Genomic DNA, 22,120 nt, shown 5'->3' on the forward strand with positions numbered 1-22,120 from the left:
GCAGGCCCAAGCAGGCCCAAGCAGGCCCAAGCAGGCCCAAGCAGGCCCAAGCAGGCCCAAGCAGGCCCAAGCAGGCCCAAGCAGGCCAAGCAGGCCAAGCAGGCCAAGCAGGCCAAGCGGGCCGCATGGGCTGCGTGTAAAACGGGCGGGCGTCGTCCGGGTTTTACACGCGGCTTGCAGAAGGCGGCGCGGTGACCGCAAACGGGTGAAGCGGCGGTGTCACGAACCGAGCAAGCCCGCCGCGATGTTCACGCACAAGCCGAGCACGGCCACGTTGAAGTAGAACGAAAGAATCGATTGCGCGAGCGCCGCGCGGCGAATCGAGCGCGAGCGCAGCACCACGTCGGAGGTTTGCGAGGCCACCGCGATCGTGAACGAGAAGTACATGAAGTCCCAGTAGTCGGGCTGGAGCTTGTGGTCGGGGAACAGGAGCGGCGTCTCCTTCGCATCGGGGTCGTAGTACAGGCGCGCATAGTGCATCGTGAAAATGGTCGGGATCATGAACCATGCGCCGAACATCGTGAGGCCGGTCAGCAGGTAGTGCCATGCAGTCGATGCGCCGGCCGTGCCCTTCGCCGAGGCCAGTTCCAGCACGATGGCGGCAATGCTGGCGATGGTCGCGACGCAGATCACGAACAGCACCACGCCTGCGTTTTCGTCGTCGCGCAGCGCGGACTCGCGGACCCGGCCTTCGTCTGCCGCGGCCATGTGTATCCAGATCAGGACCAGGTAGCTCCATACGGCGGCGTCCCAGCCGATCAGCCCACGCACCATCGAACGGGTGTGCTCGGGCACCACCAGCGAGGCGACGACACCGACTGCGAGGCCGATCAGCATGCGCGGCCGATTGCGGAGAACTTGCGGATAGTATTTTGTGAGCATGGGATCGGGGGCGTCGGGCCTTTTGGGTGTGTCGCGGATTCTACCCGCGCTTCGGGCGCCATTTGTCGAATGGGCGGGTCACAGGCTATAGTCTTTCGCAACGGCCTTGCACGCCGCTTTCAGTTGAAAGGCGATTGGCAGGCAGCAGGCTTTTCGCACTGCTCGCCGTTTTCATACCGCGTTTTCAATCTGTTTTCACATGGCCGTCATCGGCACAACGTAGCGCTGCATGGCGCGGTTTGCATCCGCATGCACCGCTCGCCGCAGAACAAGACCGCTAAAGCGGCGCAAGACCAGGTTCGGGGTAGAGCAATCGACGCAACGCGCTTGTGGCATCACGCCATGCTCACGTTGCCTGTTGGAAACGACTCACCATCTGGAGCCCCCATGACAGATGTTCCTGAGAACAATGATGCGCACCGCGAAGTGACGCATTCAGCCGGGTGTTCGTCGTCAACTTCGTTTTCGTCTTCACTGTCGTCCTCATTTGCGTTCTCGCGCAGGGCTTGGGTGCTGGGTGCGTGCGCTGCCGCCGCGGCGCTGGCGTTTGCCGGCGCCGGCCGTTCCCTCTCGTGGATCGCGCCCGCGTTCGCCGAGGCGCCCGCTGGCGGCGGGCTCGACGCGTTCCTCGCCCTCTCGCAGCGTCTCACCGGCCGCACCGGCTTCGATACCGTGCTCGGCAAACGCGTGTATGACGCCCTCGTTAAATCCGACAGCCAGTTCACCCAGAACGTCGCCACGCTCAACACGTGGCTGCAAGGCCATGGCGGCGTGCCGTCCGATACCGTCACGCAGGCTTTGCAGGCCCAACAGCCGGCGCTCGCGAAAGCAGTGAGCGCGATCATGCGAGCGTGGTATCTCGGCCTTGTCGGCGACATGCCGCATGTGCAGGTGGTCGCCTATGAAAAAGCGCTGATGTTCGATCCGGTCAAGGACGTGCTGACGATTCCGTCCTATTGCCGCGACGTGCCGTTCTATTGGACAAAGAAACCCGTGAATGCCTGAGCGACGTTCCTCTCGCGTGCCGTTCCTTACCCGGTTGGACAAGGCGCCGGCATGCCATGACAGCAAGCAACAATAAGCCAGCACAACCATCGTGCATGGGACCGGAGAAGAGGGCAACAATGGCAAATTCAAATTCTGCCGATATCGTCGTGGTGGGTTCGGGCGTGGCGGGCGGGCTGGTCGCGCATCAAATGGCGTTGGCCGGTGCGTCGGTGATTCTGCTCGAAGCCGGGCCGCGCATTCCGCGCTGGCAGATCGTCGAAAACTTCCGCAACTCACCGGCCAAGGCCGATTTCGCAACGCCTTATCCATCGACGCCTTACGCGCCGCACCCCGAATACGCGCCCGCCAATAATTACCTGATTCAGAAGGGCGCCTATCCGTACAACTCGCAGTATGTGCGGCTGGTGGGCGGCACGACGTGGCACTGGGCGGCGGCCGCGTGGCGGCTGCTGCCGTCGGACTTTCAGTTGCACAAGCTATACGGCGTGGGCCGTGACTGGCCGTATCCGTATGAAACGCTCGAGCCGTGGTATTCGGCGGCTGAGGCGCAACTCGGCGTCTCCGGGCCGGGCAACTCAGTCGATCTAGGTTCGCCGCGCTCGAAGCCCTATCCGATGAGCCAGCTTCCGCTCTCATACATGGATCAGCGTTTTAGCGACGTGCTCAACGCGCAGGGTTTCAAGGTGGTGCCCGAACCGGTGGCGCGCAACAGCCGTCCGTACGATGCGCGGCCCACCTGCTGCGGCAACAACAACTGCATGCCGATCTGTCCGATCGCCGCGATGTACAACGGTGTCGTGCATGCGGAAAAGGCCGAGCAGGCCGGCGCGAAACTGATTCCGCAAGCGGTGGTGTATCGCGTCGAAGCCGACAACAAAGGGCTCATCACGGCGGTCCACTACAAGGACCCGAACGGCAACAGTACGCGCGTGACCGGCAAGCTGTTCGTGCTCGCCGCGAACGGCATCGAAACGCCCAAGCTGATGCTGATGTCGACCTCCGGCAAATTTCCTCACGGCATCGGCAATAGCTCCGATCAGGTGGGCCGCAATCTGATGGATCATCCGGGCACCGGCGTCACGTTCCTCGCCAACGAACCGCTCTGGCCAGGGCGCGGACCGATGGAGATGACCTCGATCGTCAACTTCCGCGACGGCGCGTTCCGCTCCGATTACGCGGCGAAAAAGCTGCATCTGTCGAACGGCGTGCCGACCATGGGCGTGACCGCCGATCTGCTGAAAAAAGGCCTGACCGGCGCCGAGTTCGACCGGCAGATTCGCGACCGCGTCGCGCGCACGCTGAACATCAACAGCTTTCACGAGCATCTGGCGGAGCCGCAGAATCGCGTGGTGCCGTCGGCGGATCATAAGGATGCGCTCGGCATTCCGCAGCCCGAAATCTATTACTCGATCAACGACTACGTGAAGAAGAGCGCGGCGAACACGCACGAAGTGTATGCGCAGATCGCGGCGCTGTTCGGCGGCGTCGAGGTTTCCTTCGACGACACCTTCGCGCCCAACAATCACATCATGGGCACCACGATCATGGGCCGCGACGCGGCCGATTCCGTCGTCGATGCGGATTGCCGTACGCACGATCACTCGAATCTGTTCATTGCCAGCAGCGGCGTGATGCCGACCGCCGCATCGGTGAATTGCACGCTGACGATCGCGGCCTTGTCGCTGAAACTGGCCGACAGGCTCAAGCGTGAAATCTGAGCCCCGAACGGAGAGCCACAATGACGAAGAACACCTCTCGCGTGCAGCCGGCCGATACGCTTGCGCAGAATGCGCGTCGCCGCCTCTTCCGGGTGACGACGCTGGCGGGACTTTTTTCGCTGTTCGCGTTGTATATCGCCTGGCATGAAGCGCACGCGCCCAATGTGCAGCACAACGACGAATTACCGATCACGCAAGCTCGTGCCGACGATGCTTCGCAAACGGCCAATGCTGCGCCCATAGCGACGGCGCCCGGCAGCGATCTGGTCAGGCGCGGCGAGTACCTCGCGCGCGCCGGCGATTGCGCCGCTTGCCACACCGCCGACAAAGCACGTCCCTTCGCGGGCGGTTTGCCGATCAACACGCCCTTCGGCACGATCGTGACGCCGAACATCACGCCCGATCCGGACACCGGCATCGGCCAATGGAGCGACGCCGTTTTTCTGCGCGCGATGCACGAAGGCGTCGGCAAGAGCGGCGAACGGCTTTATCCGGTGTTCCCGTACGCGGAGTACACGAAGGTCACCGATCAGGACGTGCTGGCGATTCGCGCGTATCTGAACACGCTTGCGCCGATTCACTACACACCGCCGCGCAGCAGCCTGAAATTCCCGTTCAACCTGCGCTGGCTGATGGTGTTCTGGAACCTGTTCAATTTCACCGAAGGCCGTTTTGTCCCTGATCCGAAACAAAGCGCCGAATGGAATCGCGGCGCGTATCTGGTGGAAGGGCTCGCGCATTGCGAGGAGTGCCATACGCCGCGCAATTTCATGCAAGGGTTGAAGTCGAGCTCGCGATTCTCCGGCGCGGTGCAGGCCGGCTGGCATGCGTACAACATCACGCCGGACAAGAACAGCGGCGTCGGCAGCTGGAGCGACGCCGAACTGATCTCGTATCTGTCGGCCGGCGCGGTGCCGGGCCGCGCCAATGCAGCTGGCCCGATGGCCGAAGTGGTGGCCGACAGCACGCAGTATCTGACGCGTGAGGACCTCCGTTCGATCGCCGGCTATCTGCGCGCCGTGCCGCCAATCAGCGGTGGCGAAGCGCGTGCGCGCGACCAGTGGGGCAATCCTGCCAACGACGTCACCGCGCTGCGCGGCGCCACGATCAGCGCGGTGAACGGCGCGCACCTGTTCGTCGCCAATTGCGCGACGTGCCATAACTGGACCGGCGAGGGCATCGGCGCGAGCGCGCCCGGTGCGTATCCGTCGCTGATTCACAACACCGCGGTGGGCGCGAGCGATGCCAATAATCTGGCCCTGGTGATTCTGCACGGCGTCACTCGTACGACGAAACAGGCCGACGTGCTGATGCCCGCATTCGGCGGCCAGCTCACTGACGATCAGGTTGCCGCGATCACCAACTATGTGACCCGGCAGTTCGGCAATCCGCAGTCGACAGTGACCGTGGACCAGGTGGCAAATTTGCGTTCGCAGCAATAATGACCGCATACGCGACGTATTTCCGGCAAACCCTGCCGGGAATGCACCGTTTTCGCGACGATTGCGCCGCGTACGACGCCCGGAAAAGATAGGAAGCGCGCATACGCATCCGCGCGTGCCGCACTATCATGGTCGAATGGAATCCGTCCTCGTCACTCCCGTCCAGCATCATGCGGTCAATCTGAGCGGTCGCGACTTTATCGTCGGCGATCTGCATGGCTGCATGGATGCGCTGCGCTATCTGCTGCGCGAGATCGCTTTCGATCCCGCGCACGACCGGTTGTTTTCGGTCGGCGATCTGGTGGACCGCGGCGAGCATTCCGAACAGGCGTTGGCTTTGCTCGACAAGCCGTGGTTCTATGCCGTGCTCGGCAATCACGAAGACACGTTATGCGCTGTCGCTGACGGGCGCTTGCGGCGGCAATGGTGGTACGGAATTGGCGGATCGTGGGCGGCGGAAGTGTCCGACGAACGGCTGCAGTGCTACGCGGAACGTCTGCGGACGCTGCCGCTCGTGCGTGTGGTGGGCAGCGGCAAAGAGCGCTTCAATATTCTGCATGCCGAATTTTTCGGCACGGACGCCGATCTCGACGCCGCGAATTTTTCCGCCGACGTGCGCCAGCAATTGCTGTGGGGCCGTGATCTGGCCATCGGCAATGGCGATCCGGCGCGGCAGCGCGGACTTTCGCTGACCTACTGCGGCCACACGCCGATGCGCGACATCCAGCAGATCGGCTCACAGGTGTTCATCGATACCGGCGCGTTCGGGCCCGGCGGCAAGCTAACGATCGTCGAGCCTCACCGGTTGCTGCGCTGGTCGATCTCGGTCGAAGCGGCGCGCGCGGAAGGCGCGGCGGCGCTGGCTTTGCCTTCCTGAGCGCAGTCGTCCCCCGTTTCTCGCTGCCTGGCGCCGCTTTTCTCCGCTGCTCTGTCAGCCGACCTGGTTGAGTTCGAACACCATATCGATGCTCTTGCCGTTCCAGTTGTATTCCAGATACGCCGCGTGATGGCAGTCGCGCAGCAGCGTCGTTCTGAACGCGGCGAGACATTCGCCGCCGTCGTCCCGCACCGACGGATACACGATGCCCGGTGCACCGGCTTCACGCACGGCACGGCCGAGCGTCTGTCCTGCGAGGTAGTCGTTGGGCGACAGCACCGCGAAATCGAGCGACGGGTCGCTGCGGATGTCGACCACCTCGCCTTGCGCCAGCACGGTGTACAGACGCATCTGCTGACGCATTGGAAGCTCGGCGGTGGCTTCCAGAAACTTGCCGGTGTGATAGCGCGTTTCCGCGATCGCGGTGGCGCGCGAGCGGGCGCAATAGAACACGCCGTAGGTGCCGTCCGAGAAACGGCTGCCGAGCGGATTCAGGTGTGTGAGCGCGGCCATGATCGGCCCATAACCCGGCCCGAAGCGGCGCTCTTCGCGCGGCACCAGATCGAGTTCGCCGACTTCGGTGCGCAGACGGTCGTTGGTCAATGCTTCGAGCGCGTAGAGCGCGTCGAAATCTTCCGGCGAAGCAACCCGGTCGAATAGATTGACGGCCGGAAAGCGCGTAGGAATCACGCGATACGCGGGCGACCAGTCGAGCGGCGCGGTGCGCCAGCGGTACTGCGAATACGGTTCTGTCACGCCCAGCCGCCTCGCATCGCGTCGAGATACTGGCGCACGGCCACGAGATCGCTGATGTTGCCGGCCAGCATGCGGTCGAGCGCGCGCCGGCCGCCGAACGGCGGCGCGCTGTTGGGGCGCTTGATCCACGCATCGGCGGCGCTGGGATGCGGCAGCAGAATCTGCAACGCCTTATAAATGCCGAGCAGCAGCGACAGCCGTTCGAGCGTGTCGCGCCCGACGCGGGCCGTTTCCGGCGCGGCCTTCCATTTGAAGAAGGTGGAGCGGCCGGGCGAGCCGAGCAACACGATCTGCTCGTCGGCGCTCAGGTCCCAGTCGCGCGCGATATTGAAGAATGCACGCAGGCCCGCCGCGGACATTTCCGTCAGCGTGGGTTCCGACGCAGGCCGGCGAATCGGCGGTTCGGGTTGGGGGATGCGGGCAGCGTGAGACATAGGCGCGTGAGTCCTCTTATGTACTTGTTATTGATATTAGTCCAGTTATGGATTATTGCAAGGGAATATAATCCCGGCTCGTTACGAAGCCGAAGATCAGGAGAAGCAGGAGATGTGGGTTAGAGCAGTAGCAACGGCGGTTGCCGTGTGGTGCGTGTCTGGCGCGGCAATGGCTGCCGGGTATGCCGAAGTATGGAATCCGCCAGAGGCCACCGGACATGCCGCGAAGCACGCAAAGAAAACGGCCGAGGGGCCGAAGGTCAAGTCCGCAACTGGCGTGAAGGCCGCGCCGAAGCACGCGGCGAACAGCCAGCATGCGGCGCGGCGGGTTGCGTTGGCGTCGAAGAACGGGGCGAAGCCGGCGCATGGCAGCGTGAAGAAGGTCACGGGAAAAGAGGTGGCCAGTGGGGCAGCGAAGGGGGCAGCGAAGGGGGCAGCTAAAGGACCGCTCAAGCGCGCAGTGAAGCCGAAGCCCGCCTTCGTGGTGCAGGCCAGGAAACCGCGGCCGCGACTGGCGCAGGCGAAGGCCGGTCAGGCCAGACCGGTGCATGCCGCGGTTGCTCAAGGCGCCGCTCATCCCCGCGTGACCAAGGTCGCCGCGAAAACCGGCGCAGCCAAGCCGGCCGTATCGACCGTATCTCAAGCGAACGTCACGGCCAATCCCGCTACGGCCAGCAGCGGTTCGCTGCCGCCGATTCTTCACTGACCCCGATCTCAGGCCGCGCGATTGCGTCTGGTTTTGCCGCCCGGCGGACCCAGCGCCGCGCGGCCGAGTTCGACAATACGCGCCGACAGCTTTTCGAGGCGGAGCGACTGCACTTTCCACGCGTGCCAGAACAACTCGGCATCGGTTGACCGCGCGGACGGCGGCGGTTTGCCGGGGGTCGAGGTCCACTTGGCTACCTTGAAACTACCTTGAAATGACGGGTTCCTGGATTAAGCAAAACGCGCCGCTGGCCTTTACCGGTGATTTGGGTCGGGCGATGGTTTGTCATTGCGTTGCCAACCCATTCGCTACCAACCGCAGCGTCTCCATCGACCGCTTCTCGCGAACCCGCGAATGCAGCGTGACGCGCGATTCCGGCAGCGGCGGCAATCCCAGCCGCGCGCCGACATTGATCAAACCACGCGGCGCCACTCTGCGCGCCAGCGGCGACACCGCGAGACCGGCCGCGACCGCCGCCCCGACGGCGGCCACGCCCCCGCCGACGAACACTTCCTGCCACGCAATTCCCGCCTCGTTCAGCGTTTGAAGCGCCACCGCGCGCACGTTGCACGGCGCGGTCAGCAACGCCAGCGGCAGCGGTTCGCCAACGCGCGGCAACCACTCCGGCGTAGCAAGCCAGCCAAGCGGCTCGCTGAAAAGCACCTGCGCGTCGTCGCGTGGAGGCTCGTCGGCGCCGTAGCGAACGATCACCGCATCGAGCCGCCGTTCGTCGAATTGCGCGAGCAGCGCGGCGGACATGCCCAGATGCAATTCGACCACCAGACCCGGATCGTGCGCATTGAGCCTGGCGAGCAACGCCGGCAAATCAGCGCCCGCGACGTGCTCGCTCAGTCCCAATACCAGCCTCCGACGCTCCACCGACAACGAACCCAGTGCCCGTTCATGCGCGTTCAGCAGATCGCGCGCCGCGCCGAGGAAAGCGTTGCCGTCCGCGGACAGGCGCACGACGCGCGGCGTGCGCTCCACCAATTGCTTGCCCAGATGCGCCTCCAGCCGCTTGAGCTTCAGGCTGACGGCCGACTGCGTGGTGTCGAGCGCATCGGCGGCGCGCGTAAAGCTGTGCAGATCGGCGACCAGCACGAAGGCCCGCACAGCATCGAGGTCGAGGACTTTCATTTCAAATGAATATAGATGAAATCACTATCAATGTATTTTAATTATGACTAGTCGCGCCTAAGCTGTCACCTAAGCTGTGTTTACCCATTCACCTGCAACCACGGAGTTTCATCATGCCGCTCACACGAATCGCATTGCGCGCCGGCAAGCCGGCGGAATACCGGAAGGCGCTGACGGACAGCATCCAGCGTTCGCTGGTGGACACCTTCAACGTGCCGAAGGACGACATCTTCATGCTCATCACCGAGCACGAGGCCGGCAATTTTGTGTACGACAAGCAGTATCTGAATATCGAGCGCAGCGATGATCTCGTGCTGATTCAGATCACGCTGAACAACACCCGCACGCTCGAGCAGAAAAAGGCGCTGTATAAGCGCATGGCGGACGAACTGGCGGAGTCGCCCGGGCTGCGACGAGAGGACGTGTTCATCAATCTCGTCGAAGTGCTGAAGGAGAATTGGTCGTTCGGTAACGGGATTGCGCAGTACGCGGTTTGAGTCCGCTCGCAGTGCCGCGCCGGTGGTGGCCGCAGAAGCCTGCGTCGCTATAATCATTTGCTGCCCGTTCCCCCTCTCATCGACCACGCGCCGCCATGACATCCGATCACCCCGACTCGTCTCACGAACCGCTCGAACTCGGCGGCTCGGTCTGGTTCCAGGCCGGCGCGCAAACGCTCGGCGGCGCGTCGCGAATCGCGCTGCTCGCGGCGATCCGCGAAACTGGTTCGATCACCGGCGCGGCGAAGGCCGTGGGCATGAGCTACAAAGGCGCGTGGGACGCCGTCGATGCGATGAACAACCTGGCGGGCGAGCCGCTCGTCGTGCGTTCGACCGGCGGCAAAGGCGGTGGCGGCACGACGCTCACGCCCCGCGCCGTGAAGCTGATCGATACGTTTCGCGCGGTCGAACGCGAGCACCGGCGTTTTCTGGAGCGCGCGGGCGCGGCGATCGAAGGTTTCGCGACGGATTGGGATCTGATCGGGCGTATCGGCGTGAAAACGAGTGCGCGCAATCAGTTGTACGGCACGGTTTCGAGCATCGTGCGTGGCACGGTCAATGACGAAGTGTCGCTGGCGTTGCCCGGCGGCCACACGATCGTATCCGTACTGACGCATGAAAGCACCGAGACGCTGGGACTCGCGGAAGGCTCGGCGGCGTTCGCGTTGATCAAGGCTTCGTGGGTGGTGCTGCTCGTCGAGGACGCTGACGGTGCGCCGCTCAAGCTGTCGGCGCGCAATCAGCTGCGCGGCACGGTGCAGAGCGTGAGGCGTGGCGCGGTCAATGCGGAGGTGTCGTTGACGCTCGAAGGCGGCACCGTGATAACCGCCGTCGTGACGAACGAAAGCGTCGACACGCTCGGCCTTGAAGAAGGCGCCGCCGCGATGGCGGCGTTCAAGGCGTCGAGCGTGATTCTCGGCGTGAAAGACTGAAAGCGGGACCGAAGGCGCGCGCTTACGGCACGCTGCGCGCGTAGCCGGCGAACGGCTGATTCTCGCGCACGCGGCCGTCGCTGACCTGCACGACCTGATCGCCGAAGGCGGCGACGTCGTCCGGATCGTGCGTGATCAACACCATCGGAATGTCCAGACGCGTTTGCAGGTCCGACAACTCGCGCCGCATGCGCTGGCGCAAAGCGCTATCGAGTGCGGAAAACGGTTCGTCGAGCAACAGCAGCCGGGGCTGCGCGACCAGCGCACGCGCCAACGCCACCCGCTGCTTTTGTCCGCCCGAAAGCTGCGCCGGATGATTGCCCGCCACGCTTCTCAGTTCAAGCGCGTCGAGCCAGTAATCGACTTGCGGATGCACGATCCGCGCGCGCGGATTGAACCAGCCCGGCTGCAAGCCGAAGCCGATGTTTTGCCGCACGTTCAGATGTGGAAACAGCGCGTAGTCCTGAAACAGATACGCGATCTTGCGCGCCTGCGGTTTCAGATCGACGCCGCGCGCGCTGTCGAACAAGGTTTTGCCATGCAGCGTGATTGTGCCTTCGTCGGGGCGCAGCAAACCGGCGATAGCCTGCAAGGTCAGGCTTTTTCCCGCGCCGGACGGCCCGAACAGCACCACGCGCTGCGTGCTCGCCTGAAACGAAACGTCGAGCGTAAAGCTGCGCTCGGCGCTCTTGAAGGTCTTGCGAATGTCGACGGCGAGCGGCATATCAGCGGGACGCCAAAAGCGTGTGTTGCGGCACCAGACGGCCCGCGAGCAACAGGATCACCACGCACGCCACCGACGTGACGAGCACGAGGAAATTGGCGGTGCTGTCGTCGCCGGCTTGCACGGCTGAATAGACTGCAACCGAGAGCGTCTGCGTGCGTCCCGGCAAGTTGCCCGCGATCATCAGCGTTGCGCCGAATTCGCCGAGCGCCCGGGCGAAGGCCAGCAAGCCGCCGGCCAGAATGCCGCGTGCGGCGAGCGGCAGCGTCACGCGAAAAAAGATCGCCGTCTCGCTGACGCCGAGCGTGCGCGCAGCCCGTTCGAGTTGCGGATCGACGGCTTCGAAGGCGGCGCGCGCCGATTTCAGCACCAGCGGGAACGCCACCACCGTCGACGCGATCACCGCGCCTTGCCAGGTGAACACCAACCGGATATCGACCCGGTCGAGCCAGGCGCCGACCACGCCGCGCCGTCCTAGCAACACGAGCAGGTAGTAGCCGAGCACCGTGGGCGGCATCACGAGCGGCAGCATCAGCAGCGAATCGATCACGTCGCGCGCACCCGAACGCCAGCGCGACAAGCCGAAGCCGGCGGCGACGCCGAACACCAGATTGAGCACGGTGGCCCAGCCCGCCACTTTCAGCGACAGCAAGAGCGGAATCCAGGCCTGTTGCATGAGCGTGTGAGAGATCTTTAGTGAAGCGAGTTAATGAGGCTGCTCAACGCGGAGGCTGATCAATGCGCCGGCTTGAAGCCGTACTTCGCGAGCACCGCCTGGCCGGCCGGCGACAGCACGAAACGGATGAAAGCCTGCGCGTCCGCCGCGTGACGGCTGCCTTCGACCTGCGCGATCGGGTAGCTGATCGGCGTTTGCGTCCGCACGTTCAGCGCGACTTTGACCTTGTCCGGCATGACGGCGGCGTCGGTGCTGAATACGAAGCCGGCATCGACTTCGCCGCGCGACACGTAGTCGAGGCTCTGGCGCACGTTCGCCGCCAGCACGGCTTTGGCGCTGACGGCGTCCCAGACGCCGGCGGCCTGCAACGCGCTTTGCGCGTAGCGGCCGATCGGCACGGATGCCGGATCGCCATAAGCGACGCGCTTCACATTCGCTGACGCCAGATCGCTCAGTGCGGCCGGCGCGAAACGGCTGTCGGTCGGCACGATCAGCACCAGCGAATTGGCGGCGAAATCCTTGCGGCTTGCCGGCACGATGACTTTTTCGTTTGCGGCCTTGTCCATCGCCTTCTGATCGGCGGAAGCGAAGACGTCGGCGGGCGCGCCTTTGGCAATCTGCTGCATCAGCACGTCGGACGCGCCGAAGTTCAATAGCACCTTGGTGCCCGGATGCTGCTGTTCAAAGACTTCGCTGACCGCCTTGAACGCGTTGGTCAGGCTGGCGGCGGCGGAGACGATCAGTTCGTCGGCGCGTGCGTTGGCGCTGACGGCAACGGAGACGGCGCTGGCAATGTACAGCGCGTGTTTCAGTAAGCGGCGGGACAGAGTCATGAAGGGTCGAAGGTCCGGCGTGCGCCAGAACGGCGGGTTAAAACGCTATCGTAATATACGAAAGGTTATAGCGGTGGCCGATGACGATTATTCAACAGGACGCATGACGCGGCTAGTGAACCTGCGGAGGAGTGTTGTCAGACGCCGGATGCGCGCGGCGGCTCAAGCGTATTGAGGGTTTGCGAGAGCGGCGCCGTGGCGGGGCGGTTGTCACGCGTGGCCTTCCAGCGTGCGCGGATGAACGGCCTCTCATGACCGGAAACCTTCAGTGCAATGTGCGTGACCCAGCGCTGAGTAGGCACGTGCACACCGTGCATTAGCACCGCGAGAACCATCAGACTTGCCGTGACGGGCAGCGCCGAAAGCCGGTCCGGCTCGGCGTGCCACGCCATGCGCACGAAGACGATCGCGGCCAGCGCTCCGACCAGGCAGCCGGTGATCGCTTCGGACGGCGAGTGAGCGCTCAGCACGACCCGCGACAGCCCGACCGCGGCGCCCGCGGCGAGGCCGAGCAGCACGCCGGTCAGACGAATTGCCGGCCGCGTCGGCAGCAGCATGAGGAACAGCGCGACCGGGTACACGGCAGTGGACAACATCGCGTGACCGCTGACGCCGGTGAAATCCAGTTCGCGCACGCCAACGCCCCAGCCGAGGAACGCCAGCTTGGTCACGGTCACAACGCCGATGGCGGCGCCAAGCAACAACAACCAGCCCGCCGCCATTCTCCATGAGTATCCGACCGCCAGCCAAAGCGCGATGGCGAGCGCGATCGGCAGCGTCATGCCGGCGCCGCCGAGGCTGGTGATCAAATACCACAGATGGGACGGTAAATCGGGCATGGCAAAAAGCGCGGCTAGGGCCGCGTAGAATCGGGTTAGTAGTGATTTAACGCGCGAACGGCGCGAATCGCCGACGAGACAAAGGTATCGCACACCAATTAGGTTACCCGCCAGTATAGACGGGCGCTGCCGCGTAGATTTAACGTGCGCGGCGTTTTTGTCGTCGGCGGCTGGCTTGTAAACCGGGCCGTGAGGCGGTTTGACGCCGACCCTGCGATAAGGTTCGTCGAGTGGAAATTTCGGTGTTGGGCAGGAAGCGATGCTTTCAACATCGCATGAGGATTAATGTTATTGTGCATTGCACAACAAAGCGTCGTTCCACCGAACGGCCCCTGCCCCTTTTTGCGAGGTTACCCGCCGATGGCAAAAGGTCTATCGAAAATCTGGCTACGCGGTCTCAAGCGGCTGCTCGCGATTCAGACCGAGCACGCTCACAAAACCACCAAGCGCACCACCACGCGTCCGGCGCGGCCCGCCACTGCGAAGCTGTCGACCAAGGTCCGTCCGCTCACACCGGCGGCTGCGGTGCGTGCACCCACGAAACGCGAGGCGCCGCGCGCCGTCGCCCTGGAATCGCGCGTCCGCCCGCGGGCGTCGGCTTGGGCGAGCGGTTCGTGGACCCGCTCTTTTCACTCGGCGCCTGCGGCGCCGGGGCGGCTCGTCAATCATCTTCAATATGGACTGTACGTTCCGTCCGGCCATGCACTCGAAGCCATGCCGCTGGTGGTGATGCTGCACGGCTGCACGCAATCGATCGATGAATTCGCCGAAGGCACGCGCATGAATGTGCTGGCCGACCGGTTCGGCTTTGCGGTGGTGTATCCGGAGCAGTCGAAGCACGTGCATTCGCACCGCTGCTGGCACTGGTACGACTCTGGCGAAAGCGCCGGCGGTGCCGAGGCGCGCGCCGTGGTGTCGCTGGTGGATGCACTCGTCATGCAGCATGGGTTCGACGGCGAACGGGTGTACGTCGCCGGGATATCCGCAGGCGCCGGTCTGACGGCGCTGCTGGCGGTCAACCATCCGGAGCATTTTGCGGCAGTCGCACTGCATTCCGGTCCGGCTTTGGGCGAGGCCCGCTCCGGCATCACGGCGATGGACGTGATGCGGCGAGGCGCGCGTCATGAACCGGCCGAGTTGGTCGACGAAATCGTCAATGTGGCGGAATACCCTGGCATGCCGGCAATCGTCATTCACGGCGACGCCGATCATGTGGTCGCACCTGTCAATGCGGACCAGCTGGCGGTGCAATTTCTCCGGCTGAACCGGATCGTCGACGAAAACGGCGCGCGCAAATCCGGCGAAGTGCGCGAAGAACGCAAAGGCGGCGTCGTGACGCGCGACTACCTGCGCGGCGGCCGGCGCGTGGTGCGGCTGTGCCGCGTGCAAGGGCTCGCGCACGCGTGGAGCGGCGGTGACGACGCAGTGCCGTTTCACTCCGCCAAAGGGCCGGATGCGAGCACGTTGGTGTGGGAGTTCTTCAGGCACCAGCGCCGCACGGGCGCCGGCCGTATCGCGGAAAGTGCCGTTACTACGGCCTCAGCCGGCGAAAGGTGACGCGGGAACAACACTTCGAAAAGAAGATTGGCGTATTCCTAGGGTTTTCCCTATAATAGGGGTTATCCCTTAGGAGTTAACGCCTAAATTCATAGTCGAGGTTGACCATGTACCTGCTGAGCCGCTTGTTCCTGTTTCTGACCAAATCGCCCGATCAGCTTGCGAAAGAACGTGCTGACGCATTTCTCGCTGAAGCTACGGATCTGTACGATCTCGAATTCCGTATGCGCAAGCTGGATCGCGAGGCGAACATCCGCCAACCGTCGTGGATGAGCCAGTACTAAGCTGTTGCTGTTCGGGTGAGGCGCCCAAGCTGTCATGAACTCCCAGGCAGCCGGATTCAATTGCCACAACGCGTGATTCAACACCGCGGCGAACGCCACCCAAGCCACATCGGGCATCAATAGGCCGCCTGCCCAGCGGTACCGTCGCAGAACGCGAACATCGTCGCGACGAGCAACACCAGCAACACCACGATATCGGCCAATGCAATGCCGACCGTTACTTGCCGAAGCGAGCCAGTGTGTGCTGCCACGCTTGTGCATGGTCGACGATCTGCGCGGGATATTTCTTGCCCAGCACCATGCCGCAATCGGCGAGCTCTTCAGCGCCTGCCAGCCACGGCGCGTGAATTCACTTAGGCCGCAGTTTCGCCAGCTGCGGCAGATAGCGCCCGATAAAGTGCCCTTCGGCGTCGAACTTTTCGGACTGCGTGACCGGATTGAAGATCCGGAAATACCGCTGCGCGTCGCATCCCGGTCCCTGCTCCCCGCTCCCCGCTCAACCGGTTGTACTCTTCCTTGAACCGTTACGTGCCGCGTCCGCAAAAAAGCACAACGCCCGCGCCTGTTTTGCAAGGAGCGGGCGCTGATCGTGGCAACGCGGTTTTGTCGCGCCGCCCCAGCTATTCAAACAGGTCGCACGCTTACGCGATTTGCAAACGCACTGCGACGTTGTTGCGCGTGGCGTTCGAGTACGGGCAGACGTGATGCGCCGCGTCGACCAGTTCCTTGGCCGCGTCCGCGGCGAAACCCGGCAGCGAGATGCGCAGATCGATATCGAGCGCGAAGCCGCCATTGTCGTTCGGGCCGATGCCCACTTCTGCCATGACTTGCGTGTCTGCCGGCAAAGCCTGCTTGCGCTGCCCGGCGACGAACTTCATCGCGCTCAGGAAACAGGCCGAATAGCCGGCGGCAAAGAGTTGTTCCGGGTTCGTGCCCACTGTGCCGTTGCCACCTAGTTCACGCGGTGCGGCCAGCTTCACGTCAAGCACATTGTCCGACGACACTGCACGGCCGTCACGGCCACCGGTGCTGGTTGCGCTTGCTTTGTAGAGTACGTTCATTGTGCTGCTCCTCAATCTGGGTTGTCAGGATCTGCATATGTGCCGCTGCTTGCTCACCGTTCCGGCTCATCGCTATCAAAGCGGCATGCGATAAAGATAGTACACAAAGCATTTGTGTGCAAATGATTTTGCAGATCGGATCGATAGCGTGCTTTTGCAGCAGGCTGGCTAGTGGTCCATGTAATCGTTGAGGGTGGTGCGCAGGCGCGTCAGGTCGTCGCGCAGACGAAGCAGGAATTCGGGCGTCTGCTGGGTCGCGCAGAAGATTTCCGCCGGCACTTCCCGCGCCTGGCGCTTCAGTGCGGTGCCGGCTTTGGTCAGCCGGATGTAGACGAGCCGCTCATCTTCGACGCCGCGCACCCGTTCCAGATAGCCTTGCGTCTCGAGGCGCTTGAGCAGCGGCGTGACCGTCGCCGAGTCGAGATTCAGACGCGCGGCGATGTCCTTGACCGTGATGTCATCGGTTTCCCATAGCACCAGCATCGCCAGATATTGCGGGTACGTGAGGTCGAGCTTGTCGAGCAGCGGCTTGTACGCTTTCGTCATCGCGAGTGAGGTCGAATAGAGCGCGAAGCAGAGTTGCTCGTCGAGCGTGAAGGGCAAAGCGGGACGCTGGGTCATGGTGCATCTCGTCTGAAATAGCGTGAAAATCGATTGCGCTCAAACCATTGTGCCGCAAATCGCGTCGCGTTGACGAGTGGAGTTGAGGAGTCGACGAAGCGGCGGCGCGGCGCGTGAGCGCCGCATCAGCGCTCCGCGCCCGCGCGCCAAAATACTCAAGCTGCCGGGGTGGTCGGCAGGTCCGGCGTTTCGGGCGTTTGCACGCCGAAGCAGCCGCGATAGGTTGCGTAGAACGAGCAATACAACATGGTCGTGACGATCATCGTGGCGGGCATCAGGATCGCGAATGCGAAGTCGCCGGCGCCCAGTGCCTGCATCACCGCCGACAAACCGAGCGACACCGTCATGGCCACCGCGAACCACAGCGCGCCGAACACGATGAACGCGCCGCGATTGCGCCAGCAACTGACGAGGCTGAAGAACATCGCCTTGACCGGCGGAATGTCGTGCCACGCAATGAGCGTCGGCGAGAACCAGAAAATCATTGCCACTGGAATGTAGAACGCGAATGCGGTGAGCACCGCGAGCGGAATATTGCTGTTCGCGATCGCGTCCTGATCCATTGCCACGCCGCCGAGCATCACCTTCAACAGCATGCCGCCGTCAGCCAGCGCCGACCCGGCGAGCACCAGCGCCATCGCGACGACATACAGCACGCCGAGCACCAGCAAGCGTTTGGCGACCACGGGGCCGTACGAGTGAAAGCCGTCCACCAGAATGGTCGGAAACACCGGCTTGCCGGCGATCGTATTGCGGCACGCCGCCATGAAGCCGACCGCGACGCCCGGAATGAACACCAGCGGCAGCACGCCGCCGATCACCGGAATCTGCGACACGAGCGTCATGACCAGCAGGTAAGTGAAGAACAGCGTCAGAAACGCGAGCGGGTTTTTGCGGAACAGCCAGATACCCTGCCGGAACCACACATAGCCGGTTTTCGCGGGGACTTCGATCAGTTGCATGAGGTATGAATGCCAGGAAGTGCAACGCCGGACAGGCGTTCGCGCAGAATGCGCTCGAAATGGCCGGGGTCGTGCGGTTTGAGCAGCTCGGCCGCGCGCGGCAAATGAAAATCATACAGGCGCGAGACCCAGAAACGGTACGCGCCCGCACGCAGCATGTCGCCCCAATGGCGGTTTTCCTCGGCGGTGAAGGGGCGCACGGTCTGGTAGGCGCGCAGCATGGCTTCGGTGCGCGCGTCGTCCAGCTTGCCGGTGGCGAGGTCGACGCACCAGTCGTTGACTGCTACGGCGACGTCGAACAGCCACTTGTCGCAGCCGGCGAAATAGAAATCGAAGAAACCGCCCAGGCGCACCTCGTGGCCGGTCTCGGGCGCCGCATGCGCGAACAGCGCGTTGTCGCGGAACAGGTCGGCGTGGCACGGGCCTTCGGGCAGCGCGGCGTAATCGGTCGAAGCGAAGAAAGCTTCCTGATGGGCGAGTTCGGACGACAGCAACTCGCGTTGCGCGCCGTCCAGAAACGGCAGGATAGTCGGCACGGTTTCCTGCCACCATGGCAGGCTGCGCAGATTCGGCTGATAGCGCGCGTAATCGCGGGCCGCCAGATGCATGCGCGCGAGCATCTGCCCGACCTCGATGCAGTGTTCGACGCCCGGCGCCAACTCGGGCGCGCCTTCGAGCTTGGTCACGATCGCGGCGGGCTTGCCATGCAGCGCGCCGAACAGCGCGCCGTCTTCGCGCGGCATCGGGTCCGGCACCGGCACGCGGTGCGCGGCCAGATGCTGCATCAGATCGAGATAGAACGGCAGTTGTTCGGCCGTCAGCTTTTCGAAAATCGTGAGGACGTATTCGCCACGCGTCGTCGTCAGAAAGAAGTTGCTGTTCTCAATACCGGACGGGATGCCGCGAAATTCGACGACTTCGCCGAGATCGTAATGGCGCATCCATTCTGCTAGTTGGGGTTCGGTGACAGCGGTGAAGACAGCCATGCGGGAAACGTCGGATCAGGTTGGTCGGGCTGGCGCGTTGCGGCCAGTGCGAGGTGTGGCAAGTGCGGTGTCAAAAAGCGCTGCCGAAGCGCGATAAGTCCGGGCGGCGAGTCGGCGCTGCAACTCAGCGCCGGAGCTAAGCGCCGCATCTCGGCAAACTGGCTGAAAGCCCCAAGGGCGGCGCTCGGCAGACCGCGCAGAGCAGGAGGGAGGCGGCTTACGCCGGGCCGCCGCTCCGGTTTTGTCAATAACTCAGATTCACCGACGGCAAACGCGTGCTTGCGCGGCCGTTGTCGCGCACGGTGGGCGACGTGTCGAGCGGCGCGCTCATCTGATAGCGCGTGCCGAGGTTCGAGTGCACGTTGATTTCGACCGGCTTGCCTTTGTCGCGGTATTCGGTGATTTCGGTGCCGTTGGCGCTGCGTTCGTAGAAGCTCGGCGTGCGTGGCACGTTGATGTCGACCTTGGAGCTGACTTCCGCGGCCGGCCGGTTGATCGCCTTCAGGTCCGGCAGGCCTGCCCGTTCGTTGGCGGACTGCGGTTGATCCGGGGGCGGCGTGGCGTCGACGGGCTGGGCAGCCATCGCGGCGCTGCCGAAGGCGAGGGCCAGCGCAACGGCGACGGGAAGGAGCGGCTTCATGGTGATTCTCCAATATGGTGCCCCGATTCTAGCAAATCCAGCTTTGCCTACGGGCGCGATCGCCTTATTTTGCGCCGCTTTCGCGTGGCGTGCCCGCAATCGCGCGGCCGTTGCCGCCGCGGGCGTCACCAGCGCTGCACGGTCATTTTGCGAGCGCGGGTTCCGTGGTAATGTCGTCTCGTTAATAGAGGCGAATGAAGATGAACAACGATACCAATCAACGCGCGGTGCAGACTCCCGCCAACAGCTTCCCAACCGCATCCTTCGACGACGCCGCCGAGGCCGTCACCCGCCTGTCCGCCATCTACGAAGCGAACACTTCGTTTCTGCGCGACGCCTTCGCGCGTTACCGCCGTAACGAATTGTTCGATCGCCGGGTGCGCGCCTGCTACCCGTTCGTCAGAGTGTGCACCGAAGTCAACACGCATATCGACTCGCGCCGCTCGTACGGTTTCGTCGCGGGTCCGGGCGTGTTCGAGACGACCGTGACGCGGCCGGACCTGTTCGGCAACTACTACCGCGAGCAATTGCGCTTGCTGGCGAAGAACCATCACGTGCAGATCGAAGTGGGGGTGTCCGATCAGCCGATCCCGATTCATTTCGCGTTCGCCGAAGGCATTCACCTCGAAGGCGATCTGGATCGCGAACGTCTGTTCCTGATGCGCGATGTATTCGACACGCCGGACCTCGCGCTGCTGGACGACCGCATCGTCAACGGCACGTATGAGCCGCTGCCGGGCGAGCCGCACCCGTTGGCGCTGTTCACGGCGGCGCGCGTGGACTTTTCGCTGCATCGGCTGAAGCACTACACGGCGACGTCGCCCACGCATTGCCAGAACTACGTGCTGTACACGAACTACCAGTTCTATATCGACGAGTTCGTCAAACTCGGCCGCGCGATGATGGCCCATACCGACGACGAAGAACTGCGCACCTACCGCAGCGAATACACGTCGTTCGTCGAACCGGGCGACGTGGTCACGTACAACGAGAACCTCGGTGAGCAGGCGCAGGAAGGCACGGCAGCGCCGCGTTTGCCGCAGATGCCCGCGTATCACCTGAAGCGCGCGGACGGCAGCGGCATCACGATGATCAACATCGGCGTCGGGCCGTCGAACGCGAAGACGATTACTGATCACATCGCGGTGCTGCGTCCGCACGCATGGATCATGCTGGGTCACTGCGCCGGTCTGCGTAACACGCAGCGTCTGGGCGACTACGTGCTGGCGCACGGCTACGTGCGCGAGGACCATGTGCTCGACGCGGATCTGCCGCTGTGGGTGCCGATTCCGGCGCTTGCCGAAGTGCAGGTGGCGTTGGAACGTGCGGTCGCGCAGGTCACGCAACTGGATGGCGTCGAGCTGAAGCGCGTCATGCGCACGGGCACGGTGGCGAGTGTGGATAACCGCAACTGGGAGTTGCGCGATCATCGCGAGCCGGTGCAGCGGCTGTCGCAGAGCCGCGCGATCGCACTCGATATGGAAAGCGCGACGATTGCGGCGAACGGCTTCCGTTTCCGCGTGCCTTACGGCACCTTACTCTGCGTGTCGGACAAGCCCTTGCATGGAGAGCTGAAGCTGCCCGGCATGGCCGATCAGTTCTATCGCGCGCAGGTCGATCAGCATTTGCAGATCGGCGTGAAGGCGATGGAGTTGCTGCGCATGAACGGGCTGCATCGTCTGCATAGCCGCAAGCTGCGCAGCTTTGCTGAGGTGGCCTTTCAGTAGCAAAGGATCATCCGGCGGGCCTTTGCGGGGTTCGCCGGACTGCTGACTGTCTAACTTAAGTGCCGGTGTCTAACTTGCCGGCCCCAACACGCGGAAGCGATACCGGCGCAACGCGCTCCACTTCACGCGCCTTTGTGTAGTGGGCGGTCATCTGAGCAGTGGTATGCCCAGCCAGCGCCTGTGCAGCCTCGGCGCCTTCCTGGCGGCGTTTGTCGGTCAACGCCTTGGCGCGCAGATCGTGGAAATGCATTCCGCGGAGAAACCTGGGATCGGGCGTGATGCGTGGGTGCGCCTTTTCGCATTGCTCCTCGTACAATTCTCGTGCGCGCGCGACTGCTCGACGCCACGCTGATTGGGCGCCGATATATGTGTACCGTCCACCGGTGTGAGTGTCCCTTCCTGATCGCATAGGCGAAGATCAGTGAGAACAGCGCTTTGTACTTGTTCGCGGTGTTGGCCTTTGTGGCGAAATGCTTGTCCAGAAAGCGCGCGATATCGGTCGGCCGGACATCCTCGATATACCACTGAGGTCCGAATTCGGATTTGATGAATGTGGCCATGCGCAAGTATTGGCTGCGCGTCTTAACTGAATAGCGGGACAACTTCGCGGCGAGCCAGTCGTCGACCAGCGCAGGCATCGTCTTTGCACGTGCAGCACGGTCATTGTTATCACGGTTGAATGCGGCAAGCGCCTCATACAGATTGGATATTCCGTCTGTAACGCGGCAGAGCTTATGCCATTTCGAGCCTGTCAGAATTTTAGTGTGCCGAGGTCATGAGACGATAACGGAAACAACGTCCTATGACCGAAGCAACTGTGA

24 protein-coding genes and 2 pseudogenes are annotated in these 22,120 nt (G+C 63.3%); 10 read left to right on the top strand and 16 right to left on the bottom strand.

Features of this window, described 5'->3' with window-relative positions; all coding sequences use genetic code 11:
* Nucleotides 1-219: 219 nt before the first annotated feature.
* Nucleotides 220-882: a DUF1345 domain-containing protein gene (locus tag AC3WLT_RS27185; RefSeq protein WP_492594764.1), complete on the bottom strand. Its 663-nt coding sequence runs from the start codon at nt 880-882 to the stop codon at nt 220-222.
* Nucleotides 883-1,269: 387 nt separating this feature from the next.
* On the opposite strand from AC3WLT_RS27185, the gene AC3WLT_RS27190 reads away from it, so the two are divergent.
* The 4 genes from AC3WLT_RS27190 to AC3WLT_RS27205 all read left to right on the top strand — a co-directional run bounded on the left by AC3WLT_RS27190 (nt 1,270) and on the right by AC3WLT_RS27205 (nt 5,927).
* The gene (locus AC3WLT_RS27190; RefSeq protein WP_492594765.1) at nt 1,270-1,887 is read left to right on the top strand and encodes a sugar dehydrogenase complex small subunit; all 618 of its coding nucleotides are present in this window, start codon (nt 1,270-1,272) and stop codon (nt 1,885-1,887) included.
* 119 nt (nt 1,888-2,006) lie between these two features.
* Nucleotides 2,007-3,608: a GMC family oxidoreductase gene (locus tag AC3WLT_RS27195; protein WP_492594766.1), complete on the top strand. Its 1,602-nt coding sequence runs from the start codon at nt 2,007-2,009 to the stop codon at nt 3,606-3,608.
* 20 nt (nt 3,609-3,628) lie between these two features.
* Nucleotides 3,629-5,050, top strand: a complete 1,422-nt coding sequence (locus tag AC3WLT_RS27200; RefSeq protein ID WP_492594767.1) for a c-type cytochrome — start codon at nt 3,629-3,631, stop codon at nt 5,048-5,050.
* Between the two features lie 136 nt (nt 5,051-5,186).
* Nucleotides 5,187-5,927, top strand: a complete 741-nt coding sequence (locus AC3WLT_RS27205; RefSeq protein WP_492594768.1) for a metallophosphoesterase — start codon at nt 5,187-5,189, stop codon at nt 5,925-5,927.
* A 54-nt stretch (nt 5,928-5,981) separates the two neighbouring features.
* Here the strand turns inward: AC3WLT_RS27205 and AC3WLT_RS27210 are convergent, their stop codons facing one another.
* Nucleotides 5,982-6,683, bottom strand: a complete 702-nt coding sequence (locus tag AC3WLT_RS27210; RefSeq protein WP_492594769.1) for an RES family NAD+ phosphorylase — start codon at nt 6,681-6,683, stop codon at nt 5,982-5,984.
* Nucleotides 6,680-7,117: an MbcA/ParS/Xre antitoxin family protein gene (locus tag AC3WLT_RS27215; RefSeq protein WP_492594770.1), complete on the bottom strand. Its 438-nt coding sequence runs from the start codon at nt 7,115-7,117 to the stop codon at nt 6,680-6,682. Before AC3WLT_RS27215 ends, AC3WLT_RS27210 begins: the two co-directional genes overlap by 4 nt.
* A gap of 112 nt (nt 7,118-7,229) precedes the next feature.
* On the opposite strand from AC3WLT_RS27215, the gene AC3WLT_RS27220 reads away from it, so the two are divergent.
* Complete coding sequence (locus tag AC3WLT_RS27220; protein WP_492594771.1) at nt 7,230-7,823, top strand: hypothetical protein; 594 nt, start codon at nt 7,230-7,232, stop codon at nt 7,821-7,823.
* A gap of 285 nt (nt 7,824-8,108) precedes the next feature.
* Here AC3WLT_RS27220 and AC3WLT_RS27225 read toward each other — a convergent pair whose 3' ends face one another.
* Complete coding sequence (locus AC3WLT_RS27225) at nt 8,109-8,960, bottom strand: LysR family transcriptional regulator (RefSeq protein ID WP_492594772.1); 852 nt, start codon at nt 8,958-8,960, stop codon at nt 8,109-8,111.
* A 113-nt stretch (nt 8,961-9,073) separates the two neighbouring features.
* Here AC3WLT_RS27225 and AC3WLT_RS27230 point away from each other — a divergent pair, with 113 nt between their 5' ends.
* Both AC3WLT_RS27230 and AC3WLT_RS27235 read left to right on the top strand, forming a co-directional pair.
* Nucleotides 9,074-9,457: a tautomerase family protein gene (locus AC3WLT_RS27230; protein ID WP_492594773.1), complete on the top strand. Its 384-nt coding sequence runs from the start codon at nt 9,074-9,076 to the stop codon at nt 9,455-9,457.
* Between the two features lie 95 nt (nt 9,458-9,552).
* Nucleotides 9,553-10,389 (top strand): TOBE domain-containing protein, encoded by an 837-nt coding sequence (locus AC3WLT_RS27235; protein WP_492594774.1) that lies wholly within the window; start codon nt 9,553-9,555, stop codon nt 10,387-10,389.
* Nucleotides 10,390-10,411: 22 nt separating this feature from the next.
* Here the strand turns inward: AC3WLT_RS27235 and AC3WLT_RS27240 are convergent, their stop codons facing one another.
* The 4 genes from AC3WLT_RS27240 to AC3WLT_RS27255 form a co-directional block, all read right to left on the bottom strand.
* Complete coding sequence (locus tag AC3WLT_RS27240) at nt 10,412-11,113, bottom strand: ATP-binding cassette domain-containing protein (RefSeq protein WP_492594775.1); 702 nt, start codon at nt 11,111-11,113, stop codon at nt 10,412-10,414.
* Between the two features lies 1 nt (nt 11,114).
* Entirely contained in the window at nt 11,115-11,789 is a 675-nt protein-coding gene (modB, locus tag AC3WLT_RS27245) for a molybdate ABC transporter permease subunit (protein WP_492594776.1), read from the bottom strand.
* Between the two features lie 59 nt (nt 11,790-11,848).
* Complete coding sequence (modA, locus tag AC3WLT_RS27250; RefSeq protein ID WP_492594777.1) at nt 11,849-12,622, bottom strand: molybdate ABC transporter substrate-binding protein; 774 nt, start codon at nt 12,620-12,622, stop codon at nt 11,849-11,851.
* 137 nt (nt 12,623-12,759) lie between these two features.
* Complete coding sequence (locus tag AC3WLT_RS27255) at nt 12,760-13,461, bottom strand: phosphatase PAP2 family protein (RefSeq protein ID WP_492594778.1); 702 nt, start codon at nt 13,459-13,461, stop codon at nt 12,760-12,762.
* A gap of 360 nt (nt 13,462-13,821) precedes the next feature.
* Here AC3WLT_RS27255 and AC3WLT_RS27260 point away from each other — a divergent pair, with 360 nt between their 5' ends.
* Together AC3WLT_RS27260 and AC3WLT_RS27265 are read left to right on the top strand one after the other, a co-directional pair.
* Nucleotides 13,822-15,018 carry an extracellular catalytic domain type 1 short-chain-length polyhydroxyalkanoate depolymerase gene (locus tag AC3WLT_RS27260; RefSeq protein WP_492594779.1) on the top strand — a complete coding sequence of 399 codons (1,197 nt, stop codon included), beginning with the start codon at nt 13,822-13,824 and terminating at the stop codon, nt 15,016-15,018.
* A gap of 107 nt (nt 15,019-15,125) precedes the next feature.
* Nucleotides 15,126-15,302, top strand: coding sequence for a DUF3563 family protein (locus AC3WLT_RS27265; RefSeq protein WP_492594780.1), 177 nt, complete (start codon nt 15,126-15,128; stop codon nt 15,300-15,302).
* Nucleotides 15,303-15,418: 116 nt separating this feature from the next.
* Here AC3WLT_RS27265 and AC3WLT_RS27270 read toward each other — a convergent pair whose 3' ends face one another.
* The 7 genes and pseudogenes from AC3WLT_RS27270 to AC3WLT_RS27300 form a co-directional block, all read right to left on the bottom strand.
* Nucleotides 15,419-15,553 (bottom strand): hypothetical protein, encoded by a 135-nt coding sequence (locus AC3WLT_RS27270; protein ID WP_492594781.1) that lies wholly within the window; start codon nt 15,551-15,553, stop codon nt 15,419-15,421.
* Nucleotides 15,520-15,774, bottom strand: a pseudogene (locus tag AC3WLT_RS27275) (FAD-binding domain-containing protein); the annotation flags it as partial. The gene AC3WLT_RS27270 and the pseudogene AC3WLT_RS27275, both read right to left, overlap by 34 nt.
* A gap of 169 nt (nt 15,775-15,943) precedes the next feature.
* On the bottom strand, nt 15,944-16,363 hold the full coding sequence (locus AC3WLT_RS27280) for an organic hydroperoxide resistance protein (protein WP_492594782.1): 420 nt from the start codon (nt 16,361-16,363) through the stop codon (nt 15,944-15,946).
* A gap of 168 nt (nt 16,364-16,531) precedes the next feature.
* Nucleotides 16,532-16,984 carry a MarR family winged helix-turn-helix transcriptional regulator gene (locus AC3WLT_RS27285; RefSeq protein WP_492594783.1) on the bottom strand — a complete coding sequence of 151 codons (453 nt, stop codon included), beginning with the start codon at nt 16,982-16,984 and terminating at the stop codon, nt 16,532-16,534.
* Between the two features lie 155 nt (nt 16,985-17,139).
* Nucleotides 17,140-17,946, bottom strand: a complete 807-nt coding sequence (locus AC3WLT_RS27290; protein WP_492594784.1) for a BPSS1780 family membrane protein — start codon at nt 17,944-17,946, stop codon at nt 17,140-17,142.
* Nucleotides 17,937-18,932: a homoserine kinase gene (locus AC3WLT_RS27295; RefSeq protein WP_492594785.1), complete on the bottom strand. Its 996-nt coding sequence runs from the start codon at nt 18,930-18,932 to the stop codon at nt 17,937-17,939. Before AC3WLT_RS27295 ends, AC3WLT_RS27290 begins: the two co-directional genes overlap by 10 nt.
* A gap of 244 nt (nt 18,933-19,176) precedes the next feature.
* Nucleotides 19,177-19,572, bottom strand: coding sequence for a hypothetical protein (locus tag AC3WLT_RS27300; RefSeq protein ID WP_492594786.1), 396 nt, complete (start codon nt 19,570-19,572; stop codon nt 19,177-19,179).
* 200 nt (nt 19,573-19,772) lie between these two features.
* Here AC3WLT_RS27300 and AC3WLT_RS27305 point away from each other — a divergent pair, with 200 nt between their 5' ends.
* Nucleotides 19,773-21,299, top strand: coding sequence for an AMP nucleosidase (locus AC3WLT_RS27305; RefSeq protein ID WP_492594787.1), 1,527 nt, complete (start codon nt 19,773-19,775; stop codon nt 21,297-21,299).
* Nucleotides 21,300-21,354: 55 nt separating this feature from the next.
* On the opposite strand, the pseudogene AC3WLT_RS27310 reads toward AC3WLT_RS27305, so the two are convergent.
* A pseudogene (locus tag AC3WLT_RS27310) lies at nt 21,355-22,057 on the bottom strand (hypothetical protein).
* Nucleotides 22,058-22,120: the final 63 nt, after the last annotated feature.

Source organism: Paraburkholderia sp. FW306-2-2C-D06C, from assembly GCF_058781505.1.

Coding starts and splice junctions, on each gene's coding strand:
- AC3WLT_RS27185 (WP_492594764.1), bottom strand. CDS start 882: ATGCTCACAAAATACTATCCGCAAGTTCTCCGCAATCGGCCGCGCATG.
- AC3WLT_RS27190 (WP_492594765.1), top strand. CDS start 1,270: ATGACAGATGTTCCTGAGAACAATGATGCGCACCGCGAAGTGACGCAT.
- AC3WLT_RS27195 (WP_492594766.1), top strand. CDS start 2,007: ATGGCAAATTCAAATTCTGCCGATATCGTCGTGGTGGGTTCGGGCGTG.
- AC3WLT_RS27200 (WP_492594767.1), top strand. CDS start 3,629: ATGACGAAGAACACCTCTCGCGTGCAGCCGGCCGATACGCTTGCGCAG.
- AC3WLT_RS27205 (WP_492594768.1), top strand. CDS start 5,187: ATGGAATCCGTCCTCGTCACTCCCGTCCAGCATCATGCGGTCAATCTG.
- AC3WLT_RS27215 (WP_492594770.1), bottom strand. CDS start 7,117: ATGTCTCACGCTGCCCGCATCCCCCAACCCGAACCGCCGATTCGCCGG.
- AC3WLT_RS27220 (WP_492594771.1), top strand. CDS start 7,230: ATGTGGGTTAGAGCAGTAGCAACGGCGGTTGCCGTGTGGTGCGTGTCT.
- AC3WLT_RS27225 (WP_492594772.1), bottom strand. CDS start 8,960: ATGAAAGTCCTCGACCTCGATGCTGTGCGGGCCTTCGTGCTGGTCGCC.
- AC3WLT_RS27230 (WP_492594773.1), top strand. CDS start 9,074: ATGCCGCTCACACGAATCGCATTGCGCGCCGGCAAGCCGGCGGAATAC.
- AC3WLT_RS27235 (WP_492594774.1), top strand. CDS start 9,553: ATGACATCCGATCACCCCGACTCGTCTCACGAACCGCTCGAACTCGGC.
- AC3WLT_RS27240 (WP_492594775.1), bottom strand. CDS start 11,113: ATGCCGCTCGCCGTCGACATTCGCAAGACCTTCAAGAGCGCCGAGCGC.
- modB (WP_492594776.1), bottom strand. CDS start 11,789: ATGCAACAGGCCTGGATTCCGCTCTTGCTGTCGCTGAAAGTGGCGGGC.
- modA (WP_492594777.1), bottom strand. CDS start 12,622: ATGACTCTGTCCCGCCGCTTACTGAAACACGCGCTGTACATTGCCAGC.
- AC3WLT_RS27255 (WP_492594778.1), bottom strand. CDS start 13,461: ATGCCCGATTTACCGTCCCATCTGTGGTATTTGATCACCAGCCTCGGC.
- AC3WLT_RS27260 (WP_492594779.1), top strand. CDS start 13,822: ATGGCAAAAGGTCTATCGAAAATCTGGCTACGCGGTCTCAAGCGGCTG.
- AC3WLT_RS27265 (WP_492594780.1), top strand. CDS start 15,126: ATGTACCTGCTGAGCCGCTTGTTCCTGTTTCTGACCAAATCGCCCGAT.
- AC3WLT_RS27280 (WP_492594782.1), bottom strand. CDS start 16,363: ATGAACGTACTCTACAAAGCAAGCGCAACCAGCACCGGTGGCCGTGAC.
- AC3WLT_RS27285 (WP_492594783.1), bottom strand. CDS start 16,984: ATGACCCAGCGTCCCGCTTTGCCCTTCACGCTCGACGAGCAACTCTGC.
- AC3WLT_RS27290 (WP_492594784.1), bottom strand. CDS start 17,946: ATGCAACTGATCGAAGTCCCCGCGAAAACCGGCTATGTGTGGTTCCGG.
- AC3WLT_RS27295 (WP_492594785.1), bottom strand. CDS start 18,932: ATGGCTGTCTTCACCGCTGTCACCGAACCCCAACTAGCAGAATGGATG.
- AC3WLT_RS27300 (WP_492594786.1), bottom strand. CDS start 19,572: ATGAAGCCGCTCCTTCCCGTCGCCGTTGCGCTGGCCCTCGCCTTCGGC.
- AC3WLT_RS27305 (WP_492594787.1), top strand. CDS start 19,773: ATGAACAACGATACCAATCAACGCGCGGTGCAGACTCCCGCCAACAGC.